The sequence below is a fragment of the Pseudomonas sp. 28 E 9 genome (assembly GCF_900004785.1).
GTDB lineage: Bacteria > Pseudomonadota > Gammaproteobacteria > Pseudomonadales > Pseudomonadaceae > Aquipseudomonas > Aquipseudomonas orientalis_A.
Map to the genome: position 1 here is coordinate 514,492 of NZ_CVTK01000040.1, position 24,077 is coordinate 538,568.

General features: G+C 61.3%; 20 protein-coding genes and 1 pseudogene. 10 read left to right on the plus strand and 11 right to left on the minus strand.

The features are described 5' to 3' along the window. Nucleotides 1–62 precede the first annotated feature (62 nt). On the plus strand, nucleotides 63–878 hold the full coding sequence (locus tag BFQ00_RS09870) for a hypothetical protein (protein WP_065887279.1): 816 nt from the start codon (nucleotides 63–65) through the stop codon (nucleotides 876–878). Between the two features lie 175 nt (nucleotides 879–1,053). Here BFQ00_RS09870 and BFQ00_RS09875 read toward each other — a convergent pair whose 3' ends face one another. Both BFQ00_RS09875 and BFQ00_RS09880 read right to left on the minus strand, forming a co-directional pair. After that, nucleotides 1,054–1,602 (minus strand): hypothetical protein, encoded by a 549-nt coding sequence (locus tag BFQ00_RS09875; protein WP_065933361.1) that lies wholly within the window; start codon nucleotides 1,600–1,602, stop codon nucleotides 1,054–1,056. Nucleotides 1,603–1,752: 150 nt separating this feature from the next. Next, a pseudogene (locus tag BFQ00_RS09880) lies at nucleotides 1,753–2,653 on the minus strand (LysR family transcriptional regulator). A gap of 94 nt (nucleotides 2,654–2,747) precedes the next feature. On the opposite strand from BFQ00_RS09880, the gene BFQ00_RS09885 reads away from it, so the two are divergent. The 4 genes from BFQ00_RS09885 to BFQ00_RS09900 all read left to right on the plus strand — a co-directional run bounded on the left by BFQ00_RS09885 (nucleotide 2,748) and on the right by BFQ00_RS09900 (nucleotide 7,195). Further along, nucleotides 2,748–3,953, plus strand: coding sequence for an MFS transporter (locus tag BFQ00_RS09885; RefSeq protein ID WP_065887285.1), 1,206 nt, complete (start codon nucleotides 2,748–2,750; stop codon nucleotides 3,951–3,953). A 16-nt stretch (nucleotides 3,954–3,969) separates the two neighbouring features. Next, complete coding sequence (locus BFQ00_RS09890; RefSeq protein ID WP_065933362.1) at nucleotides 3,970–4,356, plus strand: ester cyclase; 387 nt, start codon at nucleotides 3,970–3,972, stop codon at nucleotides 4,354–4,356. A 299-nt stretch (nucleotides 4,357–4,655) separates the two neighbouring features. Next, nucleotides 4,656–6,032, plus strand: coding sequence for a pyridoxal-phosphate dependent enzyme (locus BFQ00_RS09895; RefSeq protein WP_065933363.1), 1,377 nt, complete (start codon nucleotides 4,656–4,658; stop codon nucleotides 6,030–6,032). Next, nucleotides 6,029–7,195, plus strand: a complete 1,167-nt coding sequence (locus BFQ00_RS09900) for a cystathionine gamma-synthase (protein ID WP_065933364.1) — start codon at nucleotides 6,029–6,031, stop codon at nucleotides 7,193–7,195. Before BFQ00_RS09895 ends, BFQ00_RS09900 begins: the two co-directional genes overlap by 4 nt. 295 nt (nucleotides 7,196–7,490) lie before the next feature. Here the strand turns inward: BFQ00_RS09900 and BFQ00_RS09905 are convergent, their stop codons facing one another. From BFQ00_RS09905 to BFQ00_RS09915, 3 genes are all read right to left on the minus strand, one after another. Continuing rightward, a complete protein-coding gene (locus BFQ00_RS09905) occupies nucleotides 7,491–9,689 on the minus strand; it encodes an OsmC domain/YcaO domain-containing protein (RefSeq protein ID WP_065933365.1) in 2,199 nt (732 codons plus the stop codon). 144 nt (nucleotides 9,690–9,833) lie between these two features. Further along, the gene (locus BFQ00_RS09910; RefSeq protein WP_065933366.1) at nucleotides 9,834–13,316 is read right to left on the minus strand and encodes an AAA domain-containing protein; all 3,483 of its coding nucleotides are present in this window, start codon (nucleotides 13,314–13,316) and stop codon (nucleotides 9,834–9,836) included. 141 nt (nucleotides 13,317–13,457) lie between these two features. After that, complete coding sequence (locus tag BFQ00_RS09915) at nucleotides 13,458–14,159, minus strand: glutathione S-transferase (protein WP_065933367.1); 702 nt, start codon at nucleotides 14,157–14,159, stop codon at nucleotides 13,458–13,460. A 141-nt stretch (nucleotides 14,160–14,300) separates the two neighbouring features. Between BFQ00_RS09915 and BFQ00_RS09920 the strand changes: the two genes are divergently transcribed. Continuing rightward, on the plus strand, nucleotides 14,301–14,864 hold the full coding sequence (locus tag BFQ00_RS09920) for a TetR/AcrR family transcriptional regulator (protein ID WP_065887297.1): 564 nt from the start codon (nucleotides 14,301–14,303) through the stop codon (nucleotides 14,862–14,864). Between the two features lie 38 nt (nucleotides 14,865–14,902). On the opposite strand, the gene BFQ00_RS09925 is transcribed toward BFQ00_RS09920, so the two are convergent. The 3 genes from BFQ00_RS09925 to uvsE are packed head-to-tail and all read right to left on the minus strand — an operon-like array spanning nucleotide 14,903 to nucleotide 17,224. Further along, a complete protein-coding gene (locus tag BFQ00_RS09925; protein WP_065933368.1) occupies nucleotides 14,903–15,679 on the minus strand; it encodes a nucleotidyltransferase domain-containing protein in 777 nt (258 codons plus the stop codon). After that, nucleotides 15,676–16,155, minus strand: coding sequence for an AAA family ATPase (locus BFQ00_RS09930; RefSeq protein ID WP_065933369.1), 480 nt, complete (start codon nucleotides 16,153–16,155; stop codon nucleotides 15,676–15,678). Before BFQ00_RS09930 ends, BFQ00_RS09925 begins: the two co-directional genes overlap by 4 nt. 40 nt (nucleotides 16,156–16,195) lie before the next feature. Beyond that, complete coding sequence (uvsE, locus tag BFQ00_RS09935) at nucleotides 16,196–17,224, minus strand: UV DNA damage repair endonuclease UvsE (protein ID WP_065933370.1); 1,029 nt, start codon at nucleotides 17,222–17,224, stop codon at nucleotides 16,196–16,198. Between the two features lie 252 nt (nucleotides 17,225–17,476). Between uvsE and BFQ00_RS09940 the strand changes: the two genes are divergently transcribed. From BFQ00_RS09940 to BFQ00_RS09950, 3 genes are all read left to right on the plus strand, one after another. Next, the gene (locus BFQ00_RS09940; protein ID WP_065933371.1) at nucleotides 17,477–17,800 is read left to right on the plus strand and encodes a hypothetical protein; all 324 of its coding nucleotides are present in this window, start codon (nucleotides 17,477–17,479) and stop codon (nucleotides 17,798–17,800) included. Nucleotides 17,801–17,895: 95 nt separating this feature from the next. Next, entirely contained in the window at nucleotides 17,896–18,318 is a 423-nt protein-coding gene (locus tag BFQ00_RS09945) for a DUF2231 domain-containing protein (RefSeq protein ID WP_065933372.1), read from the plus strand. Continuing rightward, nucleotides 18,315–19,607 (plus strand): PQQ-dependent sugar dehydrogenase, encoded by a 1,293-nt coding sequence (locus BFQ00_RS09950; RefSeq protein ID WP_065933373.1) that lies wholly within the window; start codon nucleotides 18,315–18,317, stop codon nucleotides 19,605–19,607. The genes BFQ00_RS09945 and BFQ00_RS09950 overlap by 4 nt, the downstream gene beginning before the upstream one ends. Before the next feature lie 167 nt (nucleotides 19,608–19,774). Here the strand turns inward: BFQ00_RS09950 and BFQ00_RS09955 are convergent, their stop codons facing one another. After that, entirely contained in the window at nucleotides 19,775–20,683 is a 909-nt protein-coding gene (locus BFQ00_RS09955) for a LysR substrate-binding domain-containing protein (protein WP_065933374.1), read from the minus strand. A gap of 93 nt (nucleotides 20,684–20,776) precedes the next feature. On the opposite strand from BFQ00_RS09955, the gene BFQ00_RS09960 reads away from it, so the two are divergent. Beyond that, nucleotides 20,777–21,745 carry a DMT family transporter gene (locus BFQ00_RS09960; RefSeq protein ID WP_065933375.1) on the plus strand — a complete coding sequence of 323 codons (969 nt, stop codon included), beginning with the start codon at nucleotides 20,777–20,779 and terminating at the stop codon, nucleotides 21,743–21,745. Here the strand turns inward: BFQ00_RS09960 and BFQ00_RS09965 are convergent. Next, nucleotides 21,732–23,144: an MFS transporter gene (locus tag BFQ00_RS09965; protein WP_065933376.1), complete on the minus strand. Its 1,413-nt coding sequence runs from the start codon at nucleotides 23,142–23,144 to the stop codon at nucleotides 21,732–21,734. The two genes, BFQ00_RS09960 and BFQ00_RS09965, sit on opposite strands and share 14 nt — an antisense overlap. Before the next feature lie 143 nt (nucleotides 23,145–23,287). Next, a complete protein-coding gene (locus BFQ00_RS09970) occupies nucleotides 23,288–23,818 on the minus strand; it encodes a GNAT family N-acetyltransferase (protein WP_065933377.1) in 531 nt (176 codons plus the stop codon). Between the last annotated feature and the right edge of the window lie 259 nt (nucleotides 23,819–24,077).

The window sequence follows — 24,077 nt, forward strand, 5'->3', positions numbered from 1 at the left end:
ATTTGTATAGGCACCTAGCTGAAGATAGCTTTCGAGCTATCTTCAGCGCATGGAGTATCACCATGGATATTTCGATCAAATCGTATCAAGCCAGTACACAAGCAAAGGTTTCTACACAAGAGAAGCTTCCTTCGTCCAACCCTGTAAATTTACCTTCAAGGGATGCCGCCCCCAAGACGGCGGAGACCGTCACAATCTCCGATTCTGCACGGGCACTGTACGCATTAAGTAACGCTGATGATAAACAAGCCTCTATGTCCAATAGGGATTTAAAAGGACAATATGCAAAAGGTCAGAGCGATATGTACAATTTCGGGCAGCGGATTGCTGGCGGGAATCTTAATAATGAGGATCTACTTCCCAAAACAGACGACCCTGCCCGTTTGGCGTTAGGTCAGCAGTCACTGGATTACGCAATTGGGCTTTCTAAGCGCCCCCCCGAAAAACTTCCAAACCCATTTGAAGGTATGGCCCGAAACGGGCTAAGCAATATTGTTTATGATGATTCAGGAACCTATACGGATGCAGAACGATATGCTGCTTATGGGGAGCTTAGCAAGCAAGATGAAACCTATTTTTCCAAGTTGTACGCCACTATAACGAACGGCGGTGACAACAGTGAAATATTCAAAGGCATCATGGACTATTTCGATGATCTTCCAGCGGTCGAGAAAGCGGCATACCCTGATGGCTTTAGGGACAGTATAAAAAGTCTTTACCAAGAGCAGTTAGGACAATCGGGGCCGCTCGCCCTGCTCAGGCAATCGACTGAAAATGACTCTGATAAATTTTCCCCGAGCTTCTTTAACAAGGAACAATCACCGGACCAGATGTTACAAGCGGTCTTGAAAAAAGCGATTGCTCTTTCGACGGTCTGACCAGTTCAAAGCAACCAATGTGTCACTGCACGGATCAATGACGAAGGGTTTTCACCCACTCTGGGTCGATTCAAGCCTTTCATGAGAAGCAGAAATCGTCCCAAAGCGAACTGCTCCAAAGCCCTTCAGTCAGCCAGGAGCCGCCCGTTACTGTAATGAGTACGGGCGTACTGAACTAAAAAACATCCATCGCTCTACAGAGCCCTGCCTTCTCGGCAGTCTCGTTTTCAGGTTTCCCGGTTGGATTCAAGCGTTGCAACGCGACCAGGCACTGGCCACTGTCCAGCAGGATCAGCTCATAGTCCTCGCCTACCTTCGGGGTGAAGCGAAAGCTTTGCCGGCAACTATAGGAATAGCCGCCGGAGGCGTGGCCTTCACTCTGGAAGTTCATGGCGAAAGGTTTGCCCGCCGGTACTTTCAACTCGGTACGCGCCAGCGCTTGCCCTTCCACTCGGCGGTTGCTCTCGGGCATGCCCAGGCTGCGACCATTATTTTGATCGGCAAAGCCGGATTCGGAAACGGCCATCACCCCGGCGCCGGGAACGCGCCAGTCGATGCAGTCGCGGCCCGGTACGCCACGCGCCATGCCATTGGTGATGATGCGCAAACGCGCGGTATCACCTGAGGCGGGTTCAACATAGGCCGTGGAGTAAGCACGGATGTTGGAAATATTGCCGCAGCCGCTCATGGCTAAGGCCAGGCCTGCGATCAGAAACGTTCTCATGGAAATCCCTTTTTTATGGTTCAACGGCAGTGATATGGACTTTCACTGCGCAGTTCTTCGCCGGCCCTGGCGTCACGAATGATCACCGTAGCACCCCGGGCCTACGGACATATACCAACTATCCGACAAGCGATACAGCCAGGGATATCGTCAACCCCCATGCCGCTCCACCAAAAAATCCACAAACGCCCTCACCCGCGCCGGCATCGCCGTGCCGCCCACAAACACCGCATGAATCGGCTCCACATCCCCCGGGTTGTAAGCCTCCAGCAACGGCACCAGGTCGCCGCGTTCAAGATCCTGCGCCACGCTGAACGTCCCTACCCGCGCAATCCCCGCCCCCAGCTTCGCCAATTGCGCCAAGGCCTCGCCGCTGTTCCCTTCAATCGTTCCCGCCACCTTCAGCGAAAACTCCCGCCCGTCCATGCGAAACGGCCAGTCGGGAGCCGCCCGACGGAAGTTGAAGCGCAGGCAGTTGTGCTGAAGTAGATCCTGCGGCGTCACCGGGGTGCCGTGCCGGTCCAGGTAGTCCGGGGAGGCGACGATGACTTGGCCGGTGGCGCCGATGTGTCGGGCGGTCAAGGGGCTGTCGGGGAGTGGGCCGAAGCGGATGGCCACGTCTGCCTGGCCGCTGAGGATGTCCACCACTTCATCGCCGAGCATCAGGTCGACCACGATGGCAGGATAGCGGGCGCTGAAGGCGGCGATCAGTGGGACGATGGTCATGCGGCCATGGGCCAGTGCTGCGCTGACTCGCAGGCGGCCGCGTGGGGCGCCCTGGTCGGTGATGGCGTCTTCGACTTCGGCCATGTCCGCGAGGATGCGCCGGGCGCCGGGCGCCGCGCAGGTAGGCTTCGCCTTCGGCGGTGAACGTGATGGCGCGGGTGGTGCGCAGCAGTAGCCGGGTGCCGATGCGCTGTTCGGTGCGGGTGATGATGCGGCTGATGGACGAAGGCGTCAGCCCCAGGGCGCGCGCCGCGCCGGACAGGCTGCCGTGTTCGGCGACCAGGGTGAACACTTCCATCTCGCCTGAGCGACCGCCCACGTCCATTTTTGCCTCCTGCGCAAAGGTATAGTTCCCAATCGAGGGCTACTGCTTGAAAAGCCTGGATTGTAGCATTCGACACACAGATGAGGAGTCACCCATGCGTATCAATCCCCCCCTTGTAGCGTTGTCCGTCGGTGCCTTTGGCATCGGGGTCACAGAGTTTGCCCCCATGGGCATGTTGCCCGGTATTGCCGCCGATCTTGGCGTTTCCATTCCCGCCGCCGGGCTGTTGGTGAGCGCCTACGCCATGGGCGTGTTGATTGGCGCCCCGATCATGACGCTGGCGACGGCCAGGGTGCCGCGCCGCTATCTGCTGATCGGGCTGATGGCGATTTTCACCTTGGGTAATTTGCTGTCGGCGCTGGCGACCAACTACCAGACCTTGATGATCGCGAGGCTAGTGACGTCGTTGAACCACGGAGCGTTCTTCGGCATTGGCGCGATCGTGGCGGCGAGTGTGGTGGCGCCGGAAAAACGCGCGGGTGCGGTCGCGGCGATGTTTCTGGGGCTGACCCTGGCCACCATCGGGGGCGTGCCGCTGGCGACCTGGTTTGGCGAGAACTTCGGCTGGCGCACGGCGTTCTGGGGCATCAGCGGGTTGGGTGCGGTGGTGATGGCGGCGCTATGGTGGGCATTGCCGAATGCGCCCGCGCCGAAAGGCGGCAGCCTGATGGCGGAGATTCGTGTGCTGGGTCGCGGGCCGGTGCTGGCCGCATTGGCGCTGACGGTGGTGGGCTCCAGTGCGATGTTTACGGTATTCACTTACATCGCGCCGATTTTGCGGGATGTCACCCACGCATCGACTAACTTCGTCACTGGCATGCTCGTGCTGTTCGGTATCGGACTGACCCTGGGCAACGTGTGGGGCGGCAAGTCTGCGGACCGCTCGGTGGACCGCACGCTCATCACGTCGCTGGTGGTGTTGATCGCCGTGCTGCTGGCTTTCTCGGTGCTGATGCAATGGCCGCTGCCTGCCGCACTGTCGATCCTGCTGTGGGGCGCCGCCAGCTTTGCCCTGGTGCCGCCGTTGCAGATGCGCGTGATGGAGGCGGCTAAAGCTGCACCCAACCTGGCCTCGGCAATGAATATCGGTGCCTTCAATTTCGGCAACGCGATTGGCGCGGCAGTGGGCGGCGCGGTGATCAACGCCGGGCTCGGCTATCCCGCCATTTCCCTGGCCGGTGCGCTGATGGCAGGGCTGGGTTTGCTGATGGTGCTGGGGTTGGGCTGGCGTTCGCGGCGTAAGGGTTCACGCACTTGCGCAGGCATCCATTTGCCGACGATAGTGGATGAGCGCGTTTAACCGAAGAGAGTAGCCCATGACCCGCGACCCACTCGCCCGCTTCTACAAACGCTATATCGATTGTCTGAATCGCCAGGATTGGCAGCACCTGGGTGATTTTGTCCACTCGGATGTCACCTACAACGCAAGCCCGGTCGGCCTGGAGGGTTATCGGGCGATGCTGGAGCGGGACTTCCGGGAAATTCCCGACCTGGTGTTCCGCATTCAGTTGCTGGTTGCCGACCCGCCGACGGTCGCCAGTCGGCTGAACTTTCGGGTGAGCCCCAAGGGAGAATTTTTCGGGCTGCCGATCAATGGCAAGACGGTGGTGTTCGACGAGAACGTGTTCTATGAATGCGTCGACGGGAAATTCGCTCGCGTCTGGTCGGTGATTGACAAGGCTGCGATTGCCCAGCAGTTGTGAGAGAACACGCGCCGGCTTTGTGGGAGCGATCGAGCCTTGGCGAGGCCGCGATGGCGGTGGGTCAGGTGACCTGAATGCCAGCAGTGCCGCCGCCATCGCGGCCTCGCTAAAGCTCGTGCGCTCCCACAGTTGATCTGCATCGCAATCCCCGATTTTGCGCTGTCCCATCACCCATGCGCCAAAAAAAGTCATGCATCGGACCGCACGGTTGCGAGCCTGGCGATACCGGCCTATGTTTCAAGCCATGCTGTGATTTGCTGTGCCCCGCCCTGTGCCCATCCCGCAACCCAGGTGACGACATGCCTACCCTCTCCCGCCCCGCCGTACTTGAACTGATTGGTAACACGCCGCTGGTCAAGGTCAGCCGCTTCGACACCGGCCCCTGCACGCTGTTTCTCAAGCTTGAATCGCAAAACCCCGGTGGTTCCATCAAGGACCGTATCGGCCTGGCCATGATCGACGCCGCCGAGCGCGACGGCCGCCTGCTCCCTGGCGGCACCATTATCGAAGCCACCGCCGGCAACACCGGCCTGGGCCTGGCGCTGGTCGGTCGGGCCAAGGGCTATCGGGTCGTGCTGGTGGTGCCGGACAAGATGTCCACGGAAAAAGTGCTGCACCTCAAGGCCATGGGCGCCGAGGTGCATATCACCCGCTCCGATGTGGGCAAGGGGCATCCCGAGTATTACCAGGACGTGGCCGCGCGCCTGGCCAAGGATATTCCGGGTTCGTTCTTTGCCGATCAGTTCAACAACCCGGCCAACCCGCTGGCCCATGAAACCAGCACCGCACCGGAGATCTGGGCGCAGACCCAGCATGATGTCGATGCGATTGTGGTGGGCGTCGGCTCGGCCGGCACCCTCACCGGTCTGACACGTTTCTTCAAGCGCGTGCAGCCCGAACTGGCCATGGTGCTGGCTGATCCGGTGGGTTCGGTGATGGCCGAGTACAGCCGCAGCGGTCGGCTTGAAACCCCGGGCTCCTGGGCCGTGGAAGGCATCGGCGAGGATTTCATTCCGTCGATTGCCGACCTGTCCAGCGTGCGCCACGCCTACTCGATCAGCGATGAAGAAAGCTTCGACCATGCCCGCCAACTGCTCAAGGCCGAAGGCATTCTTGGCGGTTCGTCCACCGGTACCCTGCTCGCCGCCGCGCTGCGCTATTGCCGCGAGCAAACCGAGCCCAAGCGCGTGGTGACGTTCGTGTGCGACACCGGCACGCGCTACCTGTCCAAGGTCTACAACGACCAATGGATGAACGACGCCGGGCTCTTGCAGTACAAGCATTACGGCGACCTGCGCGACCTGATCGCCCGCCGTTTCGAAGATGGCCGGGTGATCAGCGTCAGCCCCGACGACACCCTGCTCACCGCCTTCCAGCGCATGCGCCTGGCGGATGTCTCGCAACTGCCGGTATTGATCGACGGCCAGCAACTGGCGGGCGTTATCGATGAATCCGACCTGCTGCTGGGCCTGCATCAGGACGCCACGCACTTTTCCATGAGCGTGGCCAGCGCCATGACCCGCACCCCGCACACCCTGGCCCCCGGCGCCAGCCTGGCCGAACTGCAGGCGGAACTGGATCGCGGCCTGGTCGCCATCATTGCCGACGCCTCGGGCTTCCATGGCCTGATCACCCGCGTCGACCTGCTCAACCATCTACGGAGATCCCTTGCATGAGTCAGCCCGATAAAAGCGCGTTTGCCACCCGTGTGATCCATGCCGGACAGTCCCCCGACCCGACCACCGGCGCGCTGATGCCGCCGATCTATGCCAACTCCACCTACCTGCAAGACAGCCCTGGCGTGCACAAAGGCTTTGACTACGGGCGCTCCCACAACCCCACGCGCTTTGCGCTGGAGCGTTGCGTGGCCGACCTTGAAGGCGGCACTCAGGCCTTCGCGTTTGCCTCCGGGCTGGCGGCGATTTCCACGGTGCTGGAGTTGCTCGATGCCGGTGCGCATATCGTTTCCGGCAATGACCTGTATGGCGGCACCTTCCGCCTGTTCGACAAGGTGCGCCAGCGCAGTGCCGGGCACCGGTTCAGCTACGCAGACTTGAGTGACGTGTCGGCCTTCGAAGCGGCGCTGCAAGACGACACGCGCATGGTCTGGGTCGAAACGCCGAGCAACCCGCTGCTCAGCCTCACCGACCTCAGCGCCATTGCCCGCGTGTGCCGTGCGCGCGGCATTCTGTGTGTGGCCGACAACACCTTCGCCAGCCCGTGGATCCAGCGCCCGCTGGAGCTGGGGTGCGATATCGTCGTGCACTCCACCACCAAGTACCTGAACGGCCACTCGGATGTGATCGGCGGCATCGCCGTTGTTGGCGACAACCCGGAATTGGCCGAACGCCTGGGCTTTCTGCAAAATTCGGTGGGCGCCATCGCCGGGCCTTTTGATGCATTCCTGACACTGCGCGGCGTGAAAACCCTGGCCCTGCGCATGGAGCGCCATTGCAGCAACGCGCTGGAACTGGCGACCTGGCTGGAACAGCAGCCGCAGGTGGCGCGGGTGCACTACCCGGGCTTGAAATCCCACCCGCAGCACGAGCTGGCCAAACGGCAGATGCGCGGGTTTGGCGGGATGATTTCAGTGGACCTGAACAGCGACCTGGCGGGCGCCACACGCTTTCTGGAAAACGTAAAAATCTTCGCCCTGGCCGAGAGCCTGGGTGGCGTGGAAAGCCTGATCGAACACCCGGCGATCATGACCCACGCGAGCATCCCGGCGGCAACGCGGGCGCAGTTGGGGATTGGGGATGGGTTGGTGCGCTTGTCGGTGGGGGTTGAAGATGTAGAGGATTTGCGCGCAGATCTGGCCCAGGCCCTGGCACACATCTAAAGTCAGAAATCGATCAAATGTGGGAGGGGGCTTGCCCCCGATGGCGGTACGTCAGTCAGCTTATTGGCAACTGACCCACCGCTATCGGGGGCAAGCCCCCTCCCACACTGGTTATGCTAATCGGCCCGAGGTTAGGCGGCGCGGGCGGATCTGGCCACAGGCCCACACATCTAACTTCAAACACCAATCAAACTGTGGGAGGGGGCTTGCCCCCGATGGCGGTGTATCAGCCAGCTTGTTGGCAACTGACCCACCGCTATCGGGGGCAAGCCCCCTCCCACATTGGTTGTGCTAATCAGGCCTGGGTGATGTTGGCCCGTGCGCTGTGCAGCTTCTTGTAGCTGTCGATCAAGCGCAAATGCCGGTCCAGCCCTTCCAGCTTCATGCTGGTCGGTGTCAGTCCGTAGAAGCGCACACTGCCCTCGACCGAGCCGATCACTGCGTCCATGCGTTCATTGCCGAACATGCGCCGGAAGTTGGCTTCGTAGTCGGCCAGTTCCAGGTCGTCGTCCAGTTCCATTTCCAGCACCGCGTTCATCGCCTGGTAGAACAGCCCACGCTCGACGGTGTTGTCGTTGTACTGCAGGAACATTTCCACGCATTCCTTGGCCTCTTCATACTGCTTCAACGCCAGGAAGATCAGCAGTTTCAATTCCAGGATGGTCAGTTGGCCCCACGCGGTGTTGTCGTCGAATTCGATGCCGATCAGGGTGGTGATATCGGTGTAGTCGTCCAGCTCGCTTTCGATCAGGCGCTCGACCAAGGCCTGCAACGCGTCCTCATCGAGGCGGTGCAGGTTGAGGATGTCTTCGCGGAAGAACAGCGCCTTGTTGGTGTTGTCCCAGATCAGGTCGTCCACCGGGTAGATTTCCGAATAATCCGGCACCAGGATGCGGCAGGCGGTGGCGCCCAGGTGTTGGTAGACCGCCATGTACGACTCTTTGCCCATGCCTTCCAGGATACCGAACAGCGTCGCGGCTTCCTGGACATTGGAGTCTTCGCCGTGGCCGGAGAAGTCCCATTCGACGAATTCGTAGTCCGACCGGGCGCTGAAGAAGCGCCACGACACCACACCGCTGGAGTCGATAAAGTGCTCGACGAAGTTGTTCGGCTCGGTGACCGCCTGGCCTTCGAAGGTCGGCTGCGGCAAGTCGTTCAAACCTTCGAAACTGCGACCTTGCAGCAGTTCGGTGAGGCTGCGCTCCAGCGCCACTTCAAAGCTTGGGTGCGCGCCGAACGAGGCGAATACACCGCCGGTGCGCGGGTTCATCAGGGTCACGCACATCACCGGGAATTCACCGCCCAGGGACGCATCCTTGACCAGCACCGGGAAGCCCTGGGCCTCCAGGCCTTCAATACCGGCGAGGATGCCAGGGTATTTGGCCAACACGTCGGCGGGTACGTCCGGCAGGGCAAATTCGCCTTCGATGATTTCGCGCTTCACCGCCCGCTCGAAAATCTCCGACAGGCACTGCACCTGGGCTTCGGCCAAGGTGTTGCCGGCGCTCATGCCGTTGCTCAGGTAGAGGTTTTCGATCAGGTTGGAGGGGAAATACACCACCTCGCCATCGGACTGACGCACAAACGGCAGCGAGACAATGCCCCGCGCTTCGTTACCCGAGTTGGTGTCGAACAGGTGCGAACCGCGCAGCTCGCCTTCGCGGTCGTAGACCTTGCGGCAGTAGGCGTCGAGGATCTCACTCGGCAGCTCGTCGTTCGGACCCGGCTGGAACCAGCGTTCATCCGGGTAATGCACGAACGGTGCATTGGCCAGCTCTTCGCCCCAGAACTGATCGTTGTAGAAGAAGTTGCAGTTGAGCCGCTCGATAAACTCGCCCAGTGCCGACGCCAGCGCGCCCTCCTTCGTCGCGCCCTTGCCGTTGGTGAAACACATCGGCGAGTGGGCATCGCGCACATGCAGCGACCAGACGTTGGGCACGATGTTGCGCCACGAGGCGATCTCGATCTTCATGCCCAGGCGCGCAAGGATCGCCGACATATTGGCGATGGTCTGCTCCAGCGGCAGGTCCTTGCCGGCGATGTAGGTGCCCGCCTCCGACGTCGAGTTGGGCATCAACAGCGCCTGGGCGTCGGCGTCGAGGTTGTCCACTTGCTCGATCACAAACTCAGGCCCGGCCTGCACTACTTTTTTCACGGTGCAACGGTCGATGGAACGCAGGATGCCTTGGCGGTCCTTGTCGGAAATGTCCGCCGGCAGCTCGACCTGGATCTTGAAGATCTGGTTGTAGCGGTTTTCCGGGTCGACGATGTTGTTCTGCGACAGGCGAATATTGTCCGTGGGGATATTGCGCGTGGCGCAGTACAGCTTCACGAAGTACGCCGCGCACAACGCCGACGAAGCCAGGAAGTAATCGAATGGCCCCGGCGCCGAACCGTCGCCCTTGTAGCGAATCGGCTGGTCGGCAATCACCGTGAAATCATCGAACTTGGCTTCAAGCCGAAGGTTGTCGAGAAAGTTGACCTTAATTTCCATGCGGGCACACCAGAATAACGGGCTAAACAAAATGGCCGCCATTATGAAGATTTTCGCCGGGAAGTCGCAGGGTTTTGCGCGTGGGCTGCTGATCGGTAGCGCTATGCCAACAGCCTGCGGCCGCCGGCATAGCGTTGCGCGGGACTAGGGCTGGCTTGAGCTCAGGCGTTGCGCCAGGCTCTTGCGGTTGATCGCCAGCTCGCTGCTGACGTCCGGCCCGTGGTAGACCATGGACGTTTCATGGTGCACAAAGTCGCCCGAGCGTGCAGCGCTCAGCCAGTTGAATGAGCCGACACACAGCAGTTCCTCATCGGCCATTACCAGCTTGCTGTGTACCTTGTTGACCACGCGCACCTGCACGGCATGGTTTTTCAGCGCTGCGATTGCATCCTGAAAGTAAGCGGCCTTGGCCGGCTTACCTTCGGTGTTGAAGCGCAGGTCAGTGTAGACCGTCACCGGCACGCCTCGCTGCACGGTGTCGCCCATCGCTTCCAGGGCACCGCTTTCGCGCATCCCGCGCAACTTGACCCACGGCGTGACAATCTGCACCTGCTGGCGCGCAGTTTCCAGGGTTCGCAACAGGAACCGATCATGCTCGGCGAATTCATGCAGGTGGCTCAAGCCGGTGCGCACCGTGAGCAAATCCGCCCGGGGTTGGAAGTCGAATGTGAGCTCATTTTCCGGGCTGTTCAGCAGGTACTGCGCCAGACGTCCACGGGGTTTGCTGGCGGGTATCTGGCTGAACAGGTCCATGTCGCCGAACACCAGGAAACTGTCTTTGGCGCGGGAAACGGCCACGTTCAACATGCTGTCGCGGCGGTCGATAAAAGGCCCGTCGGCATGCTTGGAGTACACAGCGGAAAAAATCACCACCGGCCGTTCGGCGCCCTGGAAGGAGTGCACGGTGCCTACGGTGAGTTCGCCGTCGCCTTTGCCGGTACGAATACCCAGCGCGCTGCACGCGTCAGTAATAGCCTGGGTCTGGGCGCCAAATGGGGTAATCACCCCGAGGATTTCCCAGAGTTCCTTGCCGTAGCGTTCAGTGAGTGGCTGTTCATGGGCCTTGATCCAGGCCGCGATGGTCTGGGCTTCCAGCAGGTTATGGCGGCTGCCGCCCTGCTTTTGCTGACAGATCCCGTCGATATGCAGGTACCCCAGCCCCGGCAGGCCGCCGTCGGGTTTGGCGCCGCGCCGTGGTTGCAGCTTGCCCTTGTAGCAGAGCGCGTTGCAGTAATCGATGATCGAGTCATAACACCGGCGGTGTTCGTACAGGTAAAGGCCGCGCGCCAGGTCGCGGTCGTAATGATAGCGGCTGGTGGACTGTGCAATCGCCATGACGCTGCCACTGGCGGCGCTGCGTCCACTGTCACAAAAGGCCTCGTACTCATCGTCCACGCGGCTGCGCGACAGCAGGCCGGTGGCGAGCAGATTGCCGATATCCACCGCCGGCGGCACCGACCAGATGGGCTCGATCTGCTGCGTGTCGCCAATCACCAGCGCTTGCCGTGCGAGGGCGAACGACGGCGCCGCCACCTCGGGCAGCACCTGGCCGGCTTCGTCCACGATCAACAGGTCGATGAAATTCAGCGCGTAATCGTCGACAAGGCCGTTGCCATCATGGCGCTCGCAGGACAACTCTCTCGGTAGCCGGTAGAACGTGGCCACGACGCAGGGCGTGAGCTTCATCCAGCGGCGCCAGTTTTTTTCCAACGTCTTGCGGCCGGTTTTTTTGCGGCTCTTGAGAATCAGCGGCAGCTCGTCGATGACTTCCAGCAGCCAACGGCCCTCCCAATAATGCGTGGTCAGCAGGAACGTCTCGAAGCGCAACGAGGTGTCGGCCCAACGGTCGCAATCTTCCAGGGTCACCTGGGCGGCGGGCTTGCCGGCCGCCTGGGGTAACCGGCCAATCACCGCCTGCCAGTTCAACAGTTCACGCTGTTCGCCGCGCAGCAGTTGCTCAACATGTTCGCGCTGGGTTTCGAGGGTTTTCAGGCTTTGTGCGTGATGCGCCACGGCGGCCGTCAACCGGCGCTCGATGTCATGCACATCGGTGGCCTCCTGCAGTTGTACGTCAGCCTCATCGATGTGCAGTTTGGCCAGGCGCAGGCGCTTGGCGGCAATCGGGCCGAACCAGCCGAACAGCGTATACACCAGCGACTCATGGGCCAGGTAATGCCTGAAATCTTTCAGACGTGCCTTGGCATTGGTCAGCCGCTCCGAATGTGCCCGCAGCTGAGCGCCAAGCCCCGCGACCGCCGCCTGTGGTTCATCGCCCAGCACGGCCTCGAGGGCGTCGCGCGCCACCCGCAATCGGGCCCATCCCTGCTCGATATCACTCAGTTGCTGCAGGCGCAGGCGAATCCGCGCCTGCAGCGCGTCTACGGTGTTTTTGAGCGTGGGCTGCGACTGTCCCGGGAAAGCGATGGCGGCGTGCTCCAGATAAGCCTGTTGCGCCTTGTCGACATAGGCCTGCGTCTCCAGCGCCAGGTAAAAGCTCTTGGTCTGGTAGGTGCGGGCCATCTCCGCTTCCGCCGAGGCCGTCGGAAAGTAGGCGCCAAAGCTGCTGATATCGGGAAGCCAGCGCCCGGCAAAGGGGCCGGTGCCTTCGGAGAAGTCCTTACCGAACGCCTTGATGATGTTGGTGACCGCCTGGTTGTTCGTCGAACTGGCGACGATCACCGGCGGCTCGCCGCCCTCGGCGGCGGCCCTGGCCCAGAGCGACGCGACCACGGACAACAGCAATGTGGTCTTGCCGGTGCCCGGCGGCCCGTTGACCGCGAGGATATCCCCGGTGTTACCCACCAGCAGGTGCGCGAGACTGTCGCGTTGGGCCGACGCCAGCGCGTATTCGTCACCGGCATGCCCGCCTCGTCCGGCGAACAGGCCATTGGCCGGCAGGCAGGGTTCATCGGGCGTGGGTTCACGTTGTGCAAAGCGCTCGAACAATGGCGCCTCGGGTTTGGCGAGGCGCAGGTGATCGTATAGCGCAACGATATTGCGACTGAAACCGTCCGCCTTCTGCTCCTTGAACACGTAGCAATAGCTGGCCGGATCGAAACCGTCGTCCTCGCCGTTCCAGGCGTTGCACACCGTTTGGAACATCGTCTTGCAGTAGCGCAGGTAGGTGAGCCATTTGTCGCGATATTCGTCCGGCTGCGCCTCTGTGCCGTGGGCAGGCACTTCGAATCGGGGGGCGTCTTGCGTGGTTAAAAACCTGTCCAGGTCAGGTTGGGCGCCGATGGTGAAATTGTCGCGGTCCAACGGTTCCAGGATGTCGCGGGGTACCAGCGTGGGGCCGGTCGGATAGATAAGCCCGTCGCGGGTGACCGACACCCGGCAAATGATCGGTGTGATGAACGCCGGCAGCCCTCTGCGCGCCATGCGGTGTTCCCGGCGCGAGGCGTACACAAACGGGCGCAGCGTGATATCCACGTCGAGCCGTTGCGCCGGTTCGTCGGCGAACAGGAGTTCCACCTGCTCAGCCGGCAGACAACCGGCGGCCAGGGCGGCCAAAGGTATGACCGCGTAGGTTTTGACATGGCTGGGGGATAAGGCACCGTTGCCGTTTTCCGCGTCGGCCAACGAGTTTCGCCAGTAGTTGGCAAGCTTCAGAGAGTAATCGTTCATCGTCCTGATTCGGTGCAGACCGTGACTCACTGTTACGGTCGGTGGCTGGGGAGTTCAAACCCAAGGGTAGCGGTTCCGTGTGCGGATGGGCAATCACCTGCGTCTTACGGCGCTTGCCTGGTATCAGGCGTGTCCGCCGTTTCAGTTTTGCAGATCGCCCTCCTGCACCATCGCTCGCCAGGCCTTGACGCTGGCGCGCTCGTTCATCGTCGCGTGCCAGGCATGCAGCGCTTCACATTCCGCAGGCACGACCAGCTTGACCAGCGACGCGAAGATCAGGCCGCCCAGCAGGGCAATGTCGGCCATCGAAAACGCCTCACCCGCCACGAACGGCCGGGTCTTGAGAATGGCGTCGAAGTGGCGCATGCCCCTTACCGCCTTGTCACGCATGCGCTCGCCCCATTCAGCGTTCTGGTACAGCTCAACCTCAGGCCCCAGCCCCGGTGTGGCGTGATGGAAGTAGACGCTGACCGCATCCATCACTTCAATTTCCGCGCGCCGCGTCATCATATGAATCAGGCCTTGCTCCTTGGGCGTGTTGCCGGTGAGCAGCGGGTCGCCGTCCAGCAGGTCAAGGTATTGGGTGATGGCCGTGCACTCGGCGATCAGGGTGCCGTCCTGCAACGCCAGTACCGGCAAGGTTCCGGAGTAGTTCAAGGCCAGAAAAGCCGGCTGCTTGTGCTTGCCTTCCCAGAGATTGATGGAAACGAATTCGGTGTGTGCGAGCAGCCCTTTTTCGGCCAGGGCGATTCGGACACGCGCCGGATAAGGCCCGTTATACCAATCGTAGATTTTAAGCACGGGGTCTTGAGCGCTCGTGGACTGTGTTTGCTGAGAAGTCATGATTTATCTGCCTACCTGTCAAGTGGTAGGCAAAGATTGCGAGCTTTATCCATAGCTGTCAACCACTACCTGTCAGTTGGCAGGTAAAATAATTTGCGCGTAGAATCGACCCCCTGTCGCCAACCCACGAGGACTCAATACGTGAGCGAGAACGCCCGGGAAGCCATTCTGGAAGCCGCCAAAATCGCCGCGCAGCACTTCGGCTACAGCGGCATCAACTTTCGCAGCATCGGCGAAACGGTGGGGATCAAGAACGCCAGTATCTATTACCACTTCCCCAGCAAGGCCGAGCTTGGCGCGGCGGTCGCCAAACGCTATTGGGAAGACACCGCCGGCGTGCTCGAAGCCATCCACCGCGAAACCCCTGACCCGCGCGACAGCCTGCGGCGCTACCCAGGCATTTTTCGGACCTCACTCGAAAACGGCAACCGACTGTGCCTGTCCAGCTTTATGGCGGCCGAGTACCAGGACTTGCCCGAGCCGGTTAAAAAAGAAATCGTCGCGTTCGCCGACATCAACGTAGCGTGGCTGGCCGCACGCCTCATTGAGCTGGAACTGGGCGACACAGAAACCTGCCAGCGCCGCGCCCGCGCGATCTACACGGCTGTCGCCGGCGCACAATTGATTGCGCGCACACGTGCGGATATCGGTTTGTTTGATGAACTGGTCGAGAGCTATCAGGAGGCGGGGTTGCTGCCGGTGTGACGACCAATCGGCGGCCTACCTTGCGCTCGGGTATAGGCTTATTCCGACTGCGACGCCATCCACTCAACAAAAACGTCAAGACGCTGCAAAAATGCCGCGCACTCGGCGCTCGGGTTTCTGGCTTCGAAGAGAAAATACGCGATTTGCGCGACTCTGGTGGGATAACGCTGGGTGAACATCGCTACATGCTCCTCCAGCGTTTGCGGCCACATCAGTGCGTCGGGTGAACGCAGCGTATGCGTGGAGCGGATCAACTTGCGTGCGGCTTCGCGCTGCAAGCGCAGGCGCTGCGGTGGGTTCGCGGCCTGCAGGATAGACGCGCGATAGCGGGACAACACCTGCGCAAAATCACCGTTGAGCGCCAGGGCGATGTCTCGGCTTGGCCGGAATGGCTCGAACCGCAATCCGAGGTCATCGCCCCACACACATCGGCAATGGTGCTTGATCCAGAAGCCCCAGCGATTGTGGTTTTCCGGCGCCAATACCTGCGCGCGATGGCCGATGTCGAAATCGATTTTGCTGACACAGGAATGCCGCTGTTCCAGTGCCAGCCGCGCCAGTTCGAGTTGTTCAAGCACCGCCGCCTGGGGAGGATCACGCAGGATCAGGGTGAGATCGAGGTCGGACGCTTCGGCATTGGCATCACCCCGGGCGACACTGCCGTACAGGTAGATACCCTCCAGGCCGAATGCGGGCTGTGAAAGCGTCGCCAGGACATCCTTCAATAAAGGCTCGAACTCGGGCTGCACAGGGACGGCATCGACGGTGACAATGTGGCCCTCGACGTCAACACCGATAGGACATTCAGCGCTCACGGCCGATGCACCTCAATCACCAAACCCTCCTCCTCACTCGGCACACAAAAGTGGCGGGTAATCAGGTCGAACTCGGCGTCGGTCGCGGCAAAGTCATGCTCGCCACTGGCGTTGCGTGCGTGCAGCCGCGCACGGCAGGCGGCGTCATCCAGTTCCAGGTAATGCAGGCAGTGCGCTGCCTGGGCGGCCTGGGCGAGGCCGAGCAGCCATTCGCGATTGGCCAGGGTGTTGGCCGGAAAATCCAGCACCACGTTGACGCCGGACGCCAGCAGATCGATCACCAGCGGCCCCACCACACCGCGCATCTGCCCGGCACAGGTCAGGTAATCGGCAATCGTCTGGATCCGTCCGGGATACAGCGTAGCGAGCCAGTGGTCTTCGCTGAGCAGGACAGCGGCGTGATCGGTGGCAAGACGTCCGGCAAGAGTGGATTTGCCGGACGCGATCTTGCCGCAGAGCAGGTGCAGGGTAGCCATGGGACGGTTCCTTTTGTCAGGCCGTGAAGCATGCCATGGTTCACGCCGATTGGCTCTGCCAATACCCATGGAACGCCAGGGCCGCGACGTTCTTGTCCTTGGCTTCGAGCATGATGTCGAAGCGATCCAGAAACTGCAGCGCGTAGTCGTTGGTCCAGCGGTTCCACATTTGCGCGCTGTGGCCGTAGAGGTCGCGCTTGGAAACCACCTTCAACAAGGCGGACATTTCCAGTTTGTGCTCGGCGTCAAACCCGAGGGCCTGCAGGCTTTCCTGGGGCTGGGAGTAATGCAGGGTCGGCCGCACGCCGCGCCAGCTGTCAATGACCCTGGCGACGCGGGGCGAGTGCGGGTCGATGTACTCGTCCTCGTTGATCCAGCAATGGTGAATATCCAGTACCACCGGCGCCAGGTCGGCGACTTGCAGGCAATGGTCCAGGCCGTACGTCTTTTCATCGTTCTCGAAAGTGATGCAGTTGCGCGCCACGTCGGACAGGCGCGACCAGACTGCGCGGGTACCCGCCACGCCCAGCCGGCCGGCGATATGCACGTTGCATTTGAGGTCCTGGAAGCGGCGGCCGTAGCCCATCATGCGGATCATGTCGGCGTGGTATTCGAACTCGGCCAGGCTGTTTTCCACCACACCGGGGTTTTCCGAGCCCAGCACGCAGTACTGGCCGGGATGGAACGACAGGCGGATATCCGAGGCCCGCGCCAGCTCGCCGATGGCGGCAAAGCCGTCCTGCAACTGGCGCGCGATGGCAGGGTCCTGATACACCGCGGCGACTTTCGGGTGGCTGTAAAACGGCAACAGGTCACTGCTCAGGCGCAGCATGCGCAAGGTCGGTGGCAGTTCGGCGACGTAGGCCAGCAGGCGCAATTGGGCCGCGAGATTGTGCGTGACCACCTCGACCAGTTTGTCGCGGGCCACCTGCGGTTCGACGCTGTCCATCCAGCGCAAGGTGGTGGTACGCGGGTTGAACGGGCCTTCGATTGCCTTCAGGGCGCTGGCGGACGGGAGTCGTTCGGGATGCCTGTATTGGCATGCAAAGCCGATGCGGGGGTGGGTCATGGGAGCGCCTGGTGATATGCCATCGGGAAGATTATAGAGGCTTAGGCGATGCAGGCCGCCAAGGGTTCATTCGGTCAATCCGGTTGAATCCTGCGTGCGCAGCGGGGTCACCTATTGCACGACAACATTGAAACGACGACGTTATGGAGGTGGTTATGAACCTTGCAATGACACTCTTCAGCCTGTTCGCCGGTTGGCTGGCGATTGTGATGTCGATGATGTGGGGCGTGTTGCGGGTGCTGCGCTGGCACCATGATTGACACCCCGGATGGCCGCTATTTCGTGCTCAAGGGCCGACTCTGGCGGCGCACCAACCCGACGCTGGATGAACCCACACGCCAGCGCTGGGTGGATGCGTTGATGGATGCACGGCGTGCCGTCAAGGCGGCCAAGGCCTCTGGCGACACACAGCAGTTGAAGCAGGCCCGCGAGCAGGTACAGCGCGCGAAGGTCGCGCTCGGTGAGCGCGGGCCGGTGTGGTGGACGGATGGCAGCCCGGATTTCAACCGCTATAACGTGGTGAACACACCCTACGCCGACTGGTTCGATAAACATTCGGACACGAACCCTCAGTGAACTTTCTCACACGCAGCAAGCTCCTTTCCTATGCAAAGTCTCTATGCAAAGCCATCGCCACCAGGCCCGCCGAACGATAAGGAGCTGCATCGCCCATGACCACCCTCCCCACCTATCGCTGCACACCAGGCCCGCTGCATGCGACATTGCTCGCCGGCAGCGTGCCGCTGTTCCTGGGCGCCCTGCTCAGTGACATTGCCTACGGCCAGACCTACCAGATTCAATGGGCCAACTTCGCCTCTTGGCTGATCGCCGGTGCACTGGTGTTCAGTGGATTTGCCCTGTTGTTCGCCCTGGTCAATCTGCTGCGCGCCGAACGCAAGGCCGGGCGTCCTGCCGCCTACTTTCTCCTGCTGCTGGCCGCCTGGGTGCTGGGGCTGATCAACGCCTTCCAGCACGCCAAGGATGCCTACGCCATGATGCCGACCGGCCTGGTGCTGTCGGCAGTCGTCACCCTGCTGGCGATGCTGGCGACCTGGATCGGCCTGACTAACCTGCGTTCCGGAGCTGCCCAATGAAAACCACCAGCACGTTGACCCTGTTAAGCGCAGCGTTGTTGCTGAGCGCCTGCGGTGGTGAAGGCGACAAGACCCAGGCCCACGGCCCCGATCCCAAGCTGCCGGCGCAACAAAGCAGCCTGCTGCCAAGCATGAAGATCGCCGAGCCGGTCGCCTGGGGCGATCAGAAGCCCAAGGTACCAGAGGGTTACAGCATCACCGCCATCGCCACCGACCTGGCCATCCCGCGCCAGACCCTGGTCCTGCCCAACGGCGATATCCTCGTCGCCGAAGGCCGTGGCGGCAGCGCGGCCAAGCTCAAGCCCAAGGACGTGATCGCCAGCCTGATCAAGGCCGAGGGCAATACCAAGGTCAAGAGCGGCAACCGCATCACTCTGTTGCGCGACGCTGACGGCGACGGCACCTACGAACTCAAGACGGTGTTCGCCGACAACCTCAATGCGCCCTACGGCCTGGCTTACGCCGACGGCAATCTGTACGTGGCCAACCAGGATGCGCTGGTTCGCTTCGACTACACCGACGGCCAGACCAAGGCCAGCGGCGCTCCGACCAAAGTCACCGACCTTCCGGCGCAGATCAATCATCACTGGACCAAATCCCTGGCGGTGAGCGAGGACGGACGCCAGCTCTACGTCGGGATCGGCTCCAACAGCAACATCACCGAGCGCGGCATGGAAGTGGAAATCGACCGGGCGATGGTCTGGCAGATCGACGCCGCCACCGGTGCGCACAGGCCCTACGCAACCGGCCTGCGCAACCCGACGGCACTGACCATCCAGCCCGGCTCGGGGCAGTTGTGGACCGTGGTCAACGAACGCGATGAATTGGGCCCGGACCTGGTGCCGGACTACCTCAGTTCGGTACGCGAAGGTGCTTTCTACGGCTGGCCCTACAGCTACTGGGGCCAGAATGTCGACCCGCGTGCACAACCGCAGAATCCGGCCAAGGTCGCCTCGGCGATCAAACCGGATTACAGCCTGGGTTCCCACGTAGCCGCGCTCGGCGTGGACTTCTCCATCCCGGCCATGGGCGAAAAATTCGCCGACGGCGTATTCGTTGGCGAACACGGCAGTTGGAACCGCGACAATCCGGTGGGCTACAAGGTGATCTTCGTACCGTTCAGCAACGGCAAACCGGCCGGCGAGCCTGTCGACTTCGCCACCGGCTTTCGCGGTGACGACGGCAAGACCCGTGGGCGTCCGGTGGGCGTGACAGTCGATCCGAAAGGCGCGCTGATCATCGCCGATGATTTGGCCAACACGGTGTGGCGCGTTACGCGTAATCAATAACCGGGACTTTAAGGTTGTTTGTAGGAGCGAGCTTGCTCGCGAAGAACGTCGACGATAACGCGTGTTTTCTGAAGGAACGCGGTGCCTGTGAGTTTTTCGCGAGCAAGCTCGCTCCTACATAGAGCGGTGTACGCTTAGCTGACTGACAGGGGCCATCGCGCCCCCTGTCAGCCGTCACTCTGCAACTGCGCTTCAAGCCAGGCCAGCAGTGCCACGACCTCATCCCGATTGCCTGCCCCTTGCTGCCTGTACACCGAAATAGCCTCTGGCAAAAACACGCTTTCGGCACAGGGCCTGACCAATGCCCCACTTTCAATCAGCCTGCTTGCGGTACGACGCCAGCCCATGGCGATACCGTGCCCTTCCACAGCGGCCTGCAACATCAGTGGGTAGCTGTCGAACGTGATGCCGCGCGCATCACGGGCCAATGACTGGCCGAACACCTTCAGCCACTCATCCCACTCCATCAGGTGCGGAGGTTCGCTGCTGTGGTGCAAAAACGTGCAGGTCGCCAATTCAGCCAGCGCCAGCGGTTGTTCCGGGCACAGGTAAGCGGGACTGCACACCGGGAAAACCTCGTCGCAGGCGGTAAACATCAGCGCATGGGCGCCACTGGCGCGCCGGGTACTTTGCAGGGCGACATCGAAAGGGTCATTGAACTGCGTGATCGGCCGCGTGCACGTCACCACCTGGATTTCAATCTGCGGATATTGCTGGTGGAATGTTGCCAGGCGCGGCATCAACCAATAAAACGCCTCGCACAACTGGCACAGCAGCACCACCCGATTGCGCCGCTGGGCCGCCCTCAGGCTGGCCGCGCCCTCACTGATGCTTTGCAACGCAAGGCTGACCACCCGCCCCAACTCGCGCCCTTCTTCAGTCAGGAACACCGCACGGTTGCGTCGATAAAACAGCTTCACCCCCAGATTATCTTCCAGCCCGCGTATCTGGCGGCTGACCGCCGCCTGGGTGATGTGCAACTCATCGGCCGCCCGGGAAAAACTCTCCAGGCGCGCTGCGGCTTCAAACGGCAACAGACTGGCAAGAGGCGGTAGGGATTTTCCAAGTAGATTCATAATCTCAGGTTATGTACTCAGGACCGAGAACTCGTTTGTAGCACACCCGCGTGGCTGCGCACCATGGACCCCATCACTTCATGGACCCGCCTGATGCGCACTTCCCACACCTCTGTAGTCGCCGGCGTGATATTCGCCATCGTCGCCACGCTCGGCTGGGCGCTGAATTTCATTGCGCCCTATGTCACGGGCGCCTACAGCGTCTACGACCTGATGAGCGTGCGCTTCCTGATGGCCGGTGGAGTGGGCGTAGCCGGGGTAATCCTGTGCCGCGCGCAACTGCGTGCGCTGAGCCGCGGCCAATACCTGCTCGCGGCAGTGCTGGGCGCATGGGGCTGCCTGGGTTATGGCGTATGCATCGCTGCGGGCGTGATATTCGGCGGCCCGGTATTGACGCCGGCTTTTGTTGGAATGGTCCCGGTGCTGCTGGCGCTGATCGGCAATGCCGGCCATAAGACCCTGCGCTGGCGCCTATTGGTGATGCCATTGGGCTGTATCACGCTGGGGCTGTTGCTGACCAATATCAGCAGCCTCCACCAGGCCTCGCTAAGCCCCCAATCCTGGCTGGCCGGGCTGTTTTTTTCCTTGGGCGCGGTAGCCTTATGGCTGGGCTTCAGCGTGATCAACCAGAAGCAGCTGGCACACTTGCCTGCCAACGTGACAAGCCTGTGGACCGCCCTGATGCTGACGGGCGCCGGTGCCGCAGCGCTGTTCATCCTCCCATGGACATACGCGACAGGCCTGTTGCGGTTGCCAACCCTTGGCGCCGGCTGGAGCCAGGCATGGGCGCTGTATGCCTGGAGCCTGGTGATTGCCGTGATGTCCACCGTCGTCGGTGCCTGGGCCTGGAATGCGGCGACGCGGCGCCTGCCCATGGTACTCAGCGGCCAATTGATTGCCCTTGAGTCCTTGTTCGCCACGCTGCTCGGGCTCTGGTTTCATCAGCGTTGGCCAGCCCCCATGGAAACCGCAGGGCTGGCCGCAGTGCTGGTCGGTGTCGTGATGTCAGTTCGGATCATTCTGGCCGATGCAACGTTTCCAGGCAGCGCTACAGATCAGTGATTTCCTTGTGGCGCGGCACCAGCGCCTTCATCACGCTCCACGCCACCAGGTACGCCAGGGCACAGATCGCAAACATGATCATGTAGCCGGTGTGGATGTCATTGATGGACTTGTAGTAATCAAAGACCCAGCCGCCGATCTTGGTCATCACCACACCGCCCAGGCCGCCGGCCATGCCGCCGATACCGACCACCGACGCGACGGTTTTCTGCGGGAACATGTCCGACACCGTGGTGAAGATATTGCACGACCACGCCTGGTGCGCCGAAGCCCCCACGCCGATCAGCAAGACCGGAACCCAGAAGCTGATGTAGCCCAGCGGTTGCGCCAGCAACACCACCAGCGGGAACAGCGCGATCACCAGCATGGCCTTCATGCGGCCGTCATACGGCGCATCGCCCCGCGCCATGAAATAGCTGGGAAACCAGCCGCCACCGATACTGCCGACCATGGTCATGCTGTACAGCACGGCCAGCGGCATCACGATATCGGCGCCCTTCATGCCGTACTGCGCCGACAGGAACGTGGGCAGCCAGAACAGGAAGAACCACCACACACCGTCGGTCATGAACTTGCCGAAGGCAAAGGCCCAAGTCTGACGATAGGTCAGCAACTTGAACCATGAGACTTTTTTTGCGGTTGCGCCCGCAGCGCCCGTAGGGGTTGGCGCCAAGGGTTGTGCGGTCTGATCACTGCGAATGTAGGCCAATTCTGCGGCCGACAGACGCTTTTGCTGCTCCGGTTTTTCGTACACGGCGGCCCAGACCGCCACCCACACAAAACCCAGCATGCCGATGATCATGAAGGCCGCTTCCCAACCCCACATGCCGGCGATCAAGGGCACACAGATCGGCGCGAGGATCGCGCCCACGTTGGCCCCCGAGTTGAAGATGCCGGTGGCAAAAGAGCGTTCTTTCTTGGGGAAGTACTCGGCCGTGGCCTTGATCGCGATGGGAAAGTTGCCCGCCTCACCAATCGCCAGCACCGCGCGTGACAGCATGAAACCGGCAATCGACACCGGAATCACCGCCAGGCCGATGGCCGTGCTGACAGCCGCAATGCCCTCGCCCATCTGCACCGAGAACGCATGCATGATCGCGCCGGTGGACCAGATAACGATCGCCACGATGTAAGCGGCCTTGGTGCCGATCCTGTCGACAAAGCGCCCGGCGAACAGCATGGAAATCGCGTAGACGAACTGGAACACCGCCGCGATATTGGCGTAATCGGTATTGCTCCAGCCAAATTGCGTCGACAACTGCGGCGCCAGCAGGCTGAGCACCTGACGGTCGAGGTAGTTGACGGTCGTGGCAAAAAACAGCATCGCGCAGATCGTCCAGCGATAGCTGCCGACCGCCTGGCCAACACGATGGGCACTGATGGGCTCGTTCAGATTCATGGCATCACTTTGTTATTTTTGTTAGGCAGGACATATGCAACGTCATATGTCGTCGTACAACCATGACTTTTATATCGGTCCGCTTTGACAGTGTCAATCTCAAAGATTGCTGTCAGCCAGGCTCTACCGGGGATGAAAGAACTTCAGGCAGTTACAGTTGTAGGATGACAAATGCGCATTACCAGGCTTGGGGCTTGGCCGGGCACGTCGTCCAGCAGACCGAATGGCTGCATGCCGATTTTTTTCAAAACCCGGATCGACGCCGCGTGATCGGGTCTTACCAGTCCGAACACTTCCGGCACCCCCAGTGTGTCGAACGCCAGCGCCAGGGCATCGCGTCCGACCTCGGTGGCATAGCCCTGCCCCCAAGCTTGCACGGCGAATCGATAACCGAGGTTGATGCGCCGCACGGTCAGATAGTCGAGCGGTGCAATGCCGCCGAAACCGATGATCTGCTCGGGGCTCTCGCGCCGCGCAATCGCCCACCAGCCGTAACCCTCGCTGGACCACTGCTCGATCCATCGGCCCAGCAGACGCCGGGCGTCCTCCATACCGGCCATGGGGCCGGCAGGATTGAACAGATTGGTCTGGGGATCGCCGAAGATGGCGAATAACCGTTCCAGATCTTCTGGAACAGGTGCTCGGTAGACGAGGCGTGACACGCTGTCTGGCATCAGATGGTTCCACTGGGGTAAAAAACTAATGCTCTCAAACCCACCCTGCATAGGCATAGGCATTTACACAACACTATAGCGCCCAACCGTAACCACGATGCGCAGCGAGCCGCTCTTGATCTTGATCTCAGGCGCCCCGTCAAACCATGCTGGCTGAATGCAGGGGCGGATATGCCCCCGGCATCCTGGCCAGCCCAGAGGCCGCCATCGGGGGCAAGCCCCCTCCCACATTTGCACCGGGATCGACAAAAAATCCCGG

Excerpts from the sequence above, each read along its gene's own strand:
- BFQ00_RS09870 (WP_065887279.1), top strand. The coding sequence starts at position 63 with ATGGATATTTCGATCAAATCGTATCAAGCCAGTACACAAGCAAAGGTT.
- BFQ00_RS09875 (WP_065933361.1), bottom strand. The coding sequence starts at position 1,602 with ATGAGAACGTTTCTGATCGCAGGCCTGGCCTTAGCCATGAGCGGCTGC.
- BFQ00_RS09885 (WP_065887285.1), top strand. The coding sequence starts at position 2,748 with ATGCGTATCAATCCCCCCCTTGTAGCGTTGTCCGTCGGTGCCTTTGGC.
- BFQ00_RS09890 (WP_065933362.1), top strand. The coding sequence starts at position 3,970 with ATGACCCGCGACCCACTCGCCCGCTTCTACAAACGCTATATCGATTGT.
- BFQ00_RS09895 (WP_065933363.1), top strand. The coding sequence starts at position 4,656 with ATGCCTACCCTCTCCCGCCCCGCCGTACTTGAACTGATTGGTAACACG.
- BFQ00_RS09900 (WP_065933364.1), top strand. The coding sequence starts at position 6,029 with ATGAGTCAGCCCGATAAAAGCGCGTTTGCCACCCGTGTGATCCATGCC.
- BFQ00_RS09905 (WP_065933365.1), bottom strand. The coding sequence starts at position 9,689 with ATGGAAATTAAGGTCAACTTTCTCGACAACCTTCGGCTTGAAGCCAAG.
- BFQ00_RS09910 (WP_065933366.1), bottom strand. The coding sequence starts at position 13,316 with ATGAACGATTACTCTCTGAAGCTTGCCAACTACTGGCGAAACTCGTTG.
- BFQ00_RS09915 (WP_065933367.1), bottom strand. The coding sequence starts at position 14,159 with ATGACTTCTCAGCAAACACAGTCCACGAGCGCTCAAGACCCCGTGCTT.
- BFQ00_RS09930 (WP_065933369.1), bottom strand. The coding sequence starts at position 16,155 with ATGGCTACCCTGCACCTGCTCTGCGGCAAGATCGCGTCCGGCAAATCC.
- uvsE (WP_065933370.1), bottom strand. The coding sequence starts at position 17,224 with ATGACCCACCCCCGCATCGGCTTTGCATGCCAATACAGGCATCCCGAA.
- BFQ00_RS09940 (WP_065933371.1), top strand. The coding sequence starts at position 17,477 with ATGATTGACACCCCGGATGGCCGCTATTTCGTGCTCAAGGGCCGACTC.
- BFQ00_RS09945 (WP_065933372.1), top strand. The coding sequence starts at position 17,896 with ATGACCACCCTCCCCACCTATCGCTGCACACCAGGCCCGCTGCATGCG.
- BFQ00_RS09950 (WP_065933373.1), top strand. The coding sequence starts at position 18,315 with ATGAAAACCACCAGCACGTTGACCCTGTTAAGCGCAGCGTTGTTGCTG.
- BFQ00_RS09955 (WP_065933374.1), bottom strand. The coding sequence starts at position 20,683 with ATGAATCTACTTGGAAAATCCCTACCGCCTCTTGCCAGTCTGTTGCCG.
- BFQ00_RS09960 (WP_065933375.1), top strand. The coding sequence starts at position 20,777 with ATGCGCACTTCCCACACCTCTGTAGTCGCCGGCGTGATATTCGCCATC.
- BFQ00_RS09965 (WP_065933376.1), bottom strand. The coding sequence starts at position 23,144 with ATGAATCTGAACGAGCCCATCAGTGCCCATCGTGTTGGCCAGGCGGTC.
- BFQ00_RS09970 (WP_065933377.1), bottom strand. The coding sequence starts at position 23,818 with ATGCCAGACAGCGTGTCACGCCTCGTCTACCGAGCACCTGTTCCAGAA.